The organism is Tolypothrix sp. VBCCA 56010 (genome assembly GCF_050875635.1).
Lineage (GTDB): Bacteria > Cyanobacteriota > Cyanobacteriia > Cyanobacteriales > Nostocaceae > Hassallia.
Window position 1 is genome coordinate 1 of record NZ_JBPAOH010000213.1, and the last position, 9941, is coordinate 9941.

Below are 9941 nucleotides of genomic sequence, written 5' to 3' on the forward strand. Positions count from 1 at the left end.
CTTAAAAGACGGGGCGTATGTTTCCCACTGGTTGTTGGGGCTATCTCTTTCCCTACACCCCACACCCCACACCCTACACCCCGCCCCAACGGGGCTTGGTCAAAAATAATTACATTTGAAACCCTCTTTTCAGATTAGTCCGCGTAGGCGGACTTTGTTTGTGTAGCCGCGATTTTAATCGTCAGGGCTTCATAATTATTATTCTTTCTCCAGGGTCATAGAAGAGGGCTAATTACGAGATTGACGCGTCACTAAACCCCCAGCAAACGCTCCTAAAACTGTCCCCGTCCACAGTCCGGTAGTGCTACCTTGCCACATTGCTCCTGGTGTCACCCAAGCGTTACAAACTTCCTTTAATACCCAACCTTGATTTTGACACTTTTGGCTATGGATAGCTAAAGTTATTTGCCCGCTCATATAACCACCAACCAATCCTGACGTTAGCGCTAAAAAGGTGCAAATTAGAACTTTGTTCTTAGTCATTTTTGCTTTGTTAGTGGTTAGTGGTTAGTTGTTGGTTGGAGCGTTGTTGGTTGGAGCGTTGTTGGTTGTTGGTTGACGGTTAACAGTTATCCACTATCCAAATTCCACTATCTACGCTCCCAATAACCACTATCCACTATCCACCAACCACTATCCACCTCAACCCGTATTTCTCATACCGGCGGCAATACCGTTTATAGTTAACAATGCCCCTCGCAGCAACTCACCCTTGCTGTAACGAGAATGAATAACCCCAGAGGTGGTATTAGTCATTGACTGCCGTAACCGTTTGATGATAGAGACTTGTATAAAACCCAATGGTACAATTGTACCATTACGTAATTGCACTGAACGCTGCAAAACAGGATCGCCATCCAAAAGCCGTTTGTGGTCGGTGATTTTTAGCACCAAATCTCGTGTAAGATAAAATTCGCTAGCAATTTGCTCAAACACCTTCTCAAAGCGGGCTTTATCTTCTGGTTGTGACAATTCTTGGACGTAATGTTGCGCCATTTGAATGTCTACTTTTGCCAAGGTCATTTCTGCCTTGGAAATTACCATCTTGAAGAAGGGCCACTTGACATAAAAGTAACGCAATAATTTTAGGTGTTCTTCGGGTTCTTCATTCAAGAATTCTTGTAAAGCTGTGCCGACACCGTACCAAGAAGGTAGCAAAAATCGAGTTTGCGTCCAACTAAATACCCAAGGAATAGCTCTTAGGCTGCTTAAATCTTTCTTACCAGATGGACGACGCGCTGGACGAGAGCTAATCTGCAATTGGCTGATTTCTTCTATTGGCGTTACTTGGTGGAAGAAGTCGATAAAATCGGGTTGCTCGTAGATTAAAGAGCGATAATGTGTACGCGATCGCGCTGCTAATTCTTCCATAATTTCATTCCAGGGTTCAATATCATCAAACCCTGTCCGCAACAAGCTAGCTTGGATTACAGCTGTAGTGATGGTTTCCATATGATACAAAGCCAAATCCTGCAAAGAGTATTTGGAAGCCAAAACTTCACCCTGTTCTGTAATCTTGATGCGTCCGTTAATACTGTGACCAGGTTGCGCCAAAATAGCTTCATAAGCAGGTCCTCCACCACGTCCCACAGAACCACCGCGACCGTGGAAAATCCGCACATTTATGCTATAATCTTCGGCTATTTTCTGCAATGATTTTTGAGCTTTGTGAATTTCCCAGTTACTACTCAAAAAACCAGAGTCTTTATTGCTGTCAGAATACCCCAGCATGACTTCTTGCAAGTTAGCGGTGAGAGGGGAGGAGGGGGGGAGGGGGAGAGGGGGGGCTTTGGGGTCCCCACGAAGTGGGGTTGGGGGGAAGGGGGAAGACAAGGAAGAGGAATTTCCCCCTTGTTGCCCTTGTCCCCCTGTCTCCTTGTCCCCCTTCTCCCCTACTTGATACCCGCCGGCTAATAAAGCGCGATATAAAGGTAGTTCAAACAGTTGACGCATGACGCTTTTTGAGCGTTGCAAGTCTTCCACCGTTTCAAATAGGGGAACTACTTGAATACTGCCGATCGCAGTACCTGGATCGAAAAGTCTTGCTTCTTTGGCTAAAAGTAATACTTCGAGTACGTCGCTAACTTCGCGGCACATGCTAATGATATAAGTTTGGCAGATATTTACACCAAACTCTTGTTTGAGCGATCGCGCTACGCGGAAAGTTTCAATTACATCGTTGGTTTTTTCTGAGAATGGCAATTCTGCCGGAATTAACGGACGCCTAGTTTGCAATTCTCCTACTAACCAAGCTACTCTTTGAGCTTCTGATAGCTCGTGATAAGATAGCGGTAATAATTGCAAGTAGTCGAGAATCTCATTTAGCGCATCAGCATGGCGGGATGATTCTTGTCGGATATCCAATTGCGTTAAGTCAAAGCCAAAAATTTCGACTTGACAAATTAGATTATCTAGTTCGCGACAGCTTAAACCTGTTTCTGTCAGGTTGTGTTGAATCAATCGCAACTCTGCTAAAAATTCTGCACCCGAACGGTACATTGGGGCATCTTCATTTTTTGGCGTTTCTCGTTTATATAAAGCTGTATTGCGATCGCGTGTATTTTCCAGCCTTTTATGCACGTAAGAAAGCTTCAGCCGATACGGTTCTTGCCGATAACGCAGCGCTAGCGCGTCATATATTTCGCTTAACTGCGATTGATCTAATTCTAGAGATTCCAGCAAGTCTGGTAAAACATCACTCCAGTGCATCGACACACTCAATAATTCAATCAGCTGCTTGACTGAGTGAATATATTTCTCTAGCACCATTTGGCGCTGATAGCAAGCTGTTCGCCAGGTGGTTTCTGGTGTGACTGATGGGTTTCCATCTCTATCTGAACCTACCCAAGAACCAAATCGGCAAAAGTTTTTCCTCGGGGGTTCTAGCCAAGGAAAGGTGTTAGCTAAAGCGTATTTGAAGCGTTTGTACAGTTGGGGAATGCCATCAAATAACACTTCTTGGAAGTAATGGAGCGTGTAGTCTACTTCATCGAGTACACTTGGTTTGAACTGATGCAGCTCGTCAGTACGCCACCACAGGCGAATTTCTTCTAACAATTGTTCGCGTAAATCTGCTGCTTCCCAAGGATATCCTCCAGGGGTGTTACCCACGCGGTTTTCTATTGTATCGAGTTTTTGTAACAGGTTCACCACCTGTCGCTGTTTATCGCGGATTGTATGACGGACAATTTCTGTGGGGTGCGCTGTAAAGACTAAACGCACATCCAACTGAGAAATCAAGCGTTGAATTTGCTGCGGTGGTACATTTAGTTTGAATAATAAAGGAAATAACGCAGTAAAAGTTCCTTTTTGTTTGTCGTGGGCAGATACACGCCAGCTTTTTGCTAGCATATCCGCTCCCAATCCGCTGTTTAGCGGTGCATCATTTTCTCCGTGGTTGGATGAAGAAGTGATGTTTTGTAGATTTTCTTGTTCTAAGGAGTTAACTTCTACTTCATAGCGAGTTAATTGCTGCCGTTGTTCGTAGTCTTGTTCGATAATATTGATCAACTGGAAATATAAAGCGAAGGCACGAGCTGCACGGATGGCTTCGTTAATATTGAGTTGTTCAATCAAATTGAAGACTTCTGCTGCTTGATCGTTTCTGGCTTGTCCTTCTGGCGAACACAGATCCCGTAGCTGTCGCAATAAATCTACCATCTTTTGACCGCATTCTTGCCGCAGAACCGACTCCCACAATTCTTCAACTACTTGGAGACGATGGCGTAAAAATAATTCGCAAGAGGGGTAGATATTCTCAGTCTGAGCCAAAGAGTATAAAACGGAACTCATATCTTCTGTTTTAGTAGAGCCGATTACTGTTGACAATTCTTGGTTTGTAAAGTTAGCGCACTAACTTCAAGAAAGAGAAATTTCAGACTATAATCTTTAACTTCGGCTTAACTCGTCTTCATTTGGGAAGTTGAGGATGGGTAAGCGATCGCCCCGAAAAATTTCTTCAGTGGCTTGTCCCATAGCTTCTAGGGCAGATTGGGTTGCTTTTTGTCCTAAAAGCAGCAGTAGTATAGACGCTGTACCTGTTTGCGTCATTAAAAACTGGGGAATAGTAATTAAACCCAGATTTAATCCAGAGTTGGATGAGTGATCCATAAAAGGCATTGGTTAGAGGTGATTATTGAAGGAATAATTGAACAAACGTAAAATTTACGCAAAGCGTCGCTGGTAACTTCACAAAACTCTTATTGTTTATTATGCAAGGTTATAGAGTAACAAAAGTGTTAAAAAAAAACTTCAAACTGTGATAAATCTATGGTTCTAGTTTACAGGGCATTGGGGCATTGGGCATTGGGCATTGGGCATGGGGCATTGGGCATTGGGCATTGGGCATGGGGCAAGCGGGCATGGGGCATGGGGCATGGGCATGGGGCATGGGCATTGGGCATTGGGCAAGCGGGCATGGGGCATGGGGCAAGCGGGCATGGGGCAAGTGAAATTCTGAAACTTCTTTTTATTCCCCTTTCCCCTTTCCCCTTTCCCCTTTCCCCATTTTCCATTCCTCATTTTCCATTCCCCAACAACAGCTTTTTGTAAAGTCTACTGAGCATGAAAACAGCATCACTAGAACGCCAGAAATCTTTAGCGCAGTGGGTCAGCCAAGCAACTGGTATCAACACTTTCGGGGTGAAAATCCAGTTACGAGGAAACGACTTGCACATTCTTTGTGAAGGTCGAGACTGTCCTCAACGTTGGCAAACTCTGTCGGACTTGCTGCAAGCGTTACAGCAGACCGACTTGGAAATGTTGACAAAAAACCAGGAACCTGCTATTTACCAAGTATTTGTTTATGGTCGCACAAAAGGGGAGAAGCGACCCCAATGGTGTCATCGAGTTTATTTAAATCAACTCGACAGACATTTAGAACAGGTAAATCAAGCCCTGATTAAAGATGCGGAAAAATCCAGCATCAAACCTGGTGGGGCGATAATTGTTTCTAATGAAAGTTTGGCACGCCAAGGACACCCAGATGCGATCGCTCGTTATCTCAGCGAAACGTTGAGTACTTTGGGTGTGTCAGTTGAAGTCAAGGTTAAGAACCAAAAGCCACAAGAAAAAAGTTCTCTAGAAGAAAATCGTCTGTGGATATTTTGTCAGTCGAGTTACAGTCCCGATCCATCTTTAATCGCCGAACCTATAGCTCAGAAACTACGGGATTTGAAGCTATTAGGCTATCAAGATGCTGTTATCGCTTCGCAAGTTGTTGGCGAAATAAAGCCGGAGTGGTTGCTGCGGATAGATTTAACGCCTCCTGAGGTAATGTTGAAAGAATGGGCACGTTGGGGAGATATACAAGCGATCGCTCTTGTTGTCGGTGCAGCTTTGTCAGAATTAAAAGTTACGGTGCAAGCTTCTTTGAAAGAATCGACGCTACATGTATTTTGCACCTCAACCGACTCAGCAATTGTCCCAGATAAAACAACGTGCTTGAATGCAATTTTACCTCAGTTAGAAGCGATCGCTCCTCAAGGAATTCTCGCTGCCACTGTTTACGGACAAAAAACCACCGAACAACAACTACATTGGATTGATTGGCTCAGTTTACCCGCTTCTGAGCATCCAGCGCTTGCTTCATCAGTTCTGGAATTAGCGAGTTCTGGGGATGAGCCGGCGATTCATTTTTTACTAGAACGCTTACTTAATCCTGACTTAAATTTACGCCTGAAAACAGGTGGTATTCGCGTACTTTTGTTAAGAAAAGGTGACTTGCTACACGTCATGTGTGATGCACCTATTTGTCCCGGCAGAAAAAAAGTTGCCCCCAAAGTTACTCAGTGCGTCCGCCAGTTAAAAATACCTAATATAATCGGAGTAAGGGTGTACGGTCGGCGTGCTGGTAATAAAGAACCTTTTTGGAATTATGGCGTAGATTTTGAGCAACGCCAGCGTTTAGTACCAGAAGCTACCCCAGAATTTGCAGCCACTTCTGCCTACGTTAACGAGCTTTTACCCTCCGAGAGTAGTGAGCCAATTTTGCGTCCCGATTTAACAACCGAGGAAGTTCACACTTTTGTCACCGAAATAGCTCGAGATTGGGGTGCAACCGCGAGAAAAAGTCTTTTGACAACGCAGCTATTCATAGAAAAAGATTCTAGCGAGCGAAACGTTGATTACCAAGCTTTAAAAACCGCTTTGGTTTGGGGAACGCTGGGATTATTGCTTACCCTGCAAACCGATTGGATATTAGGTCAAATTGTTGCTCTGACTGCACAGAAAACAACAGTTGCTCGCGTCACGTCGAAATCGTCTTCTGTGGATGACGAAAATCAAGGTGAGAGAACTGCCTTTTTTGCCGATACTTCTGGGCAAAAATCTCAAAGCGATTCTGTATTCAACGCTTCTGGATTTACCAAAGATGATAATACGCCCCCCAGAGGAAAGGCAACCGCAACGGCGATTTTATTAGCAGCGCGATCGCAAATGCCCAGTTTCAATGCTAGACAGTTAGATGAGCAACTGGCATTGTATAAACAGCGTCTAGCTAAAAATGGTATTCCGCCAAAGGTTTTAATTATCGGTTCCTCCCGCGCTTTGAGGGGAATAGATCCGACAGCACTTGACAAAGCTTTGGCTACTCAGGGTTATCCCGATATTGATGTATTTAATTTTGGTATAAATGGAGCCACAGCGCAGGTAGTAGATTTTATCATTCGTCGAGTTTTAGAGCCATCAGAATTACCAAAAATTATTATATGGGCAGATGGTTCCCGTGCATTTAACAGCGGTCGAGATGATGCAACCTTTAAAGCGATCGCTGCATCAGCCGGTTATCAACAAGCGATTCAGAAAGTACTAGCTAGTAGTACGAATGATGTTCAATCGGCAACCAAAGAACAACAAAAAACAAAAGCCGAAAATCAAGATGTCAATAGCTATCAAGCTGTGAATCAATCTTTAAATGAAGCTTTAGCTAATCTTTCGGCTACATATCAACAGCGCGATCGATTCAAAGCTTTCTTGAACAAAGAATTCAAATCTTTGCCGGGAATTAGTAGTTCTCAACCCGCTGCGTCAACACAAACAACTGATAACTTTGAAGAAAATTATCAGCAAGCAGTTGACTTTGATGGATTTTTACCTTTATCTATCCGCTTCAATCCTAAGAATTACTATCAAAAACATCCTAAAGTTTCCGGAAGTTACGACAATGATTACAAATCATTTCAAGTAGCAGGTGAACAAGATGCCGCCTTCCAAGCAGTGCTAGAGTTTACCCAAGCTCATAAAATTTCCTTAGTTTTTGTAAATATGCCCTTAACGGCAGATTATTTAGACCCAGTACGCAGCAAATACGAACAAGATTTTCAACAGTATATGACGAGTCAGGTAGCAAATTCTAGCTTGATTTATCGGGATTTAAGCCAACTATTTCCCCAGACAAGTAAAAACTTTTCTGACCCCAGCCATCTTAACCGCTTTGGAGCATACGAAGTCTCGAAAAAGCTGGCAAACGATCCGATGATTCCTTGGACGACGAAGTAGAGACAGGGGGGCAAAGGGACAGGGGGACAGGGGGACAAGGGGGAGTTATTACTTCTAACTCCTAACTCCTAGCTGTTAACTCCTAACTCCAACTCCTAACTCCTAACTCCTAACTAACTAATTAAATGAATTTTATATCAATTGTTTACGGGTTATTCTTACTGAGTGTGCTAGGGATTTATTGGTCTTTAGCACAAGAAAAATTGCGGCTGTGGATATTGTTGATTGCTAGCTTGGTGTTTTACGCATCTTTGCAAGCTCAATATATACCGCTATTATTTGCACTGGTTTTTATTAACTTTCGTCTTGGTTTGGCGTTAGGAGAAAACACTTCACTAAAAGAACATACTCTCGATTGGCGCATTTCTAACGAAGAGTGGCAATTTGCTCAAGCAGATTGGAATCGTCGCCGTTTAAAGATTTTGTGGCTGGGTGTAATTTTAAATGTTTTGCTGCTATTAGGTTTCAAATATTTGCAACCTTTCTTTAAGTTTGTTTTCCAGTTACCTGCATCAAGTGATTCTTTTAAAATAATTGCACCATTGGGTATTTCATTTTTTACCTTTGAGTGCATTGCATATTTAGTTGATGTTTATCGCGGTGCGCCGGCTACTGGAGAATTTCTCAAGTTTGCTAGCTACAAATTTTTCTTTGCCAAATTGATTTCTGGTCCGATTACTCGCTATCACAAGCTAGAAAATCAATTCAGTGCGCTGAAATTTCCTACTCCTGATATTGTGGCAGAGGGATTATGGTTAATTGCTAGGGGTGCAGTCAAAAAAGGTATTTTCGCAGACCATCTGGGGATTTTTGTTGATTTATGTTTTGGTAATTTGCAAAGGGCAGGTAGTATTGATTTATGGTTGGCTACATTTGCCTACGGCTTGCAATTGTATTTAGATTTTAATGGTTACGTAGACATTGCCCGTGGTAGTGCTTTGCTTTTCGGCTTGGTTTTGCCAGAGAATTTTGACTTTCCTTATTTCAGCAGCAATATTGCTGATTTTTGGCGACGGTGGCACATGACACTAGGCGATTGGCTGCGTAACTATATATATTTTCCTTTGGGTGGTTCCCGTCGCGGTTTGGATCGCACCTGCTTGAATTTATTTATTGTGATGTTAATTGCTGGGATTTGGCATGGTGCAGCTTTAGGTTATGTAGTTTGGGGTATTTATCATGGTTTAGCCTTGGTGGTTCATCGACTGACTGATGCAATTAGCGATCGCTTTGAAAATCTCGAACACTTCTGGCAAAATCCCATAGGTATACTATTAGCTTGGCTGCTGACTCAAATAATGGTTTTCACCTCTTGGATTTGGTTCCGCTTACCCAACCTCCAAGACTCTTCTTTAGTAATTCAGCACCTTTGGGGTCATTCCGCAGACGCACAGTTTGCCGAAAAGGTTTATGTAGAAGCACTCAATCTCAGCCAATCCCAACTCGCTTTGGTGCTAACGATTTTAGCTGCGCTTATGGCTATAGTGTATGCCTTTAACCGCAACTTAAAGTTACAGTTCCATTGGCCTGTCAAGCTTTTCTTCGTGCCACTATGTCTCTACGCTGTTTGGTTATTGGCTCCTGAAGGCAGCTTGCCTTATATTTATTTTGATTTCTAGCATCATTTGGCTTCAGTTCTCAACCACCTCAAAGGATGCACTACACTATCCCCCATCTATATTTATAAATAAAATTTATAAAATTTATAAAATTTATAAATAGATATAATTGCCACAATTCCGTAAAAACATGTAAAGTATTAATACAGGCAAAAACAAATTTGCCTGATACATTGTTTAAAGTTCACAGCAATCATAAACTCATGACCACAACTTTACAAAGACGCGAAAGCGCCAGCGTATGGGAACGGTTTTGCAACTGGATCACGTCCACCGAAAACCGCCTATACATCGGCTGGTTCGGCGTATTGATGATTCCCACCCTCTTAGCCGCTACCACCTGCTTCATCATTGCGTTCATCGCAGCACCTCCGGTAGACATTGATGGTATCCGCGAACCCGTTGCAGGTTCATTGATTTACGGAAACAACATCATCTCCGGTGCAGTTGTACCTTCTTCTAACGCAATCGGCTTGCACTTCTACCCAATTTGGGAAGCAGCTAGCTTAGATGAGTGGTTGTACAACGGCGGTCCTTACCAGTTGGTAGTATTCCACTTCCTAATCGGCGTATTCTGCTACTTAGGACGTGAATGGGAACTATCCTACCGTTTAGGTATGCGTCCTTGGATCTGCTTGGCATTCTCTGCACCCGTAGCAGCAGCAACCGCAGTATTCTTGATCTACCCAATCGGACAAGGTTCATTCTCTGACGGTATGCCCTTGGGTATCTCCGGAACCTTCAACTTCATGATTGTGTTCCAAGCAGAACACAACATCTTGATGCACCCCTTCCACCAATTAGGTGTAGCTGGTGTATTCGGCG

The 9941-nt window shown here is 43.3% G+C and carries 6 protein-coding genes and 1 pseudogene; 3 read left to right on the plus strand and 4 right to left on the minus strand.

From position 1 onward, the window contains the following. Positions 1-228: 228 nt before the first annotated feature. From AABK37_RS37715 to AABK37_RS37730, 4 genes are all read right to left on the minus strand, one after another. Positions 229-483: a hypothetical protein gene (locus AABK37_RS37715; RefSeq protein ID WP_089126090.1), complete on the minus strand. Its 255-nt coding sequence runs from the start codon at positions 481-483 to the stop codon at positions 229-231. A gap of 159 nt (positions 484-642) precedes the next feature. Next, a complete protein-coding gene (locus AABK37_RS37720) occupies positions 643-3792 on the minus strand; it encodes a phosphoenolpyruvate carboxylase (protein WP_432556566.1) in 3150 nt (1049 codons plus the stop codon). A 96-nt stretch (positions 3793-3888) separates the two neighbouring features. Further along, positions 3889-4110 carry a hypothetical protein gene (locus AABK37_RS37725; RefSeq protein ID WP_432556567.1) on the minus strand — a complete coding sequence of 74 codons (222 nt, stop codon included), beginning with the start codon at positions 4108-4110 and terminating at the stop codon, positions 3889-3891. Positions 4111-4280: 170 nt separating this feature from the next. Continuing rightward, on the minus strand, positions 4281-4514 hold the full coding sequence (locus tag AABK37_RS37730; RefSeq protein ID WP_432556568.1) for a hypothetical protein: 234 nt from the start codon (positions 4512-4514) through the stop codon (positions 4281-4283). A 49-nt stretch (positions 4515-4563) separates the two neighbouring features. Between AABK37_RS37730 and AABK37_RS37735 the strand changes: the two genes are divergently transcribed. From AABK37_RS37735 to AABK37_RS37745, 3 genes and pseudogenes are all read left to right on the plus strand, one after another. Next, entirely contained in the window at positions 4564-7497 is a 2934-nt protein-coding gene (locus AABK37_RS37735) for a DUF1574 family protein (RefSeq protein ID WP_432556569.1), read from the plus strand. A 125-nt stretch (positions 7498-7622) separates the two neighbouring features. Next, positions 7623-9116: an MBOAT family O-acyltransferase gene (locus AABK37_RS37740; RefSeq protein ID WP_432556570.1), complete on the plus strand. Its 1494-nt coding sequence runs from the start codon at positions 7623-7625 to the stop codon at positions 9114-9116. A gap of 203 nt (positions 9117-9319) precedes the next feature. Continuing rightward, positions 9320-9941: pseudogene (locus AABK37_RS37745) on the plus strand (photosystem II q(b) protein); the annotation flags it as partial.

Excerpts from the sequence above, each read along its gene's own strand:
- AABK37_RS37715 (WP_089126090.1), bottom strand. The coding sequence starts at position 483 with ATGACTAAGAACAAAGTTCTAATTTGCACCTTTTTAGCGCTAACGTCA.
- AABK37_RS37720 (WP_432556566.1), bottom strand. The coding sequence starts at position 3,792 with ATGAGTTCCGTTTTATACTCTTTGGCTCAGACTGAGAATATCTACCCC.
- AABK37_RS37725 (WP_432556567.1), bottom strand. The coding sequence starts at position 4,110 with ATGGATCACTCATCCAACTCTGGATTAAATCTGGGTTTAATTACTATT.
- AABK37_RS37730 (WP_432556568.1), bottom strand. The coding sequence starts at position 4,514 with ATGGAAAATGGGGAAAGGGGAAAGGGGAAAGGGGAAAGGGGAATAAAA.
- AABK37_RS37735 (WP_432556569.1), top strand. The coding sequence starts at position 4,564 with ATGAAAACAGCATCACTAGAACGCCAGAAATCTTTAGCGCAGTGGGTC.
- AABK37_RS37740 (WP_432556570.1), top strand. The coding sequence starts at position 7,623 with ATGAATTTTATATCAATTGTTTACGGGTTATTCTTACTGAGTGTGCTA.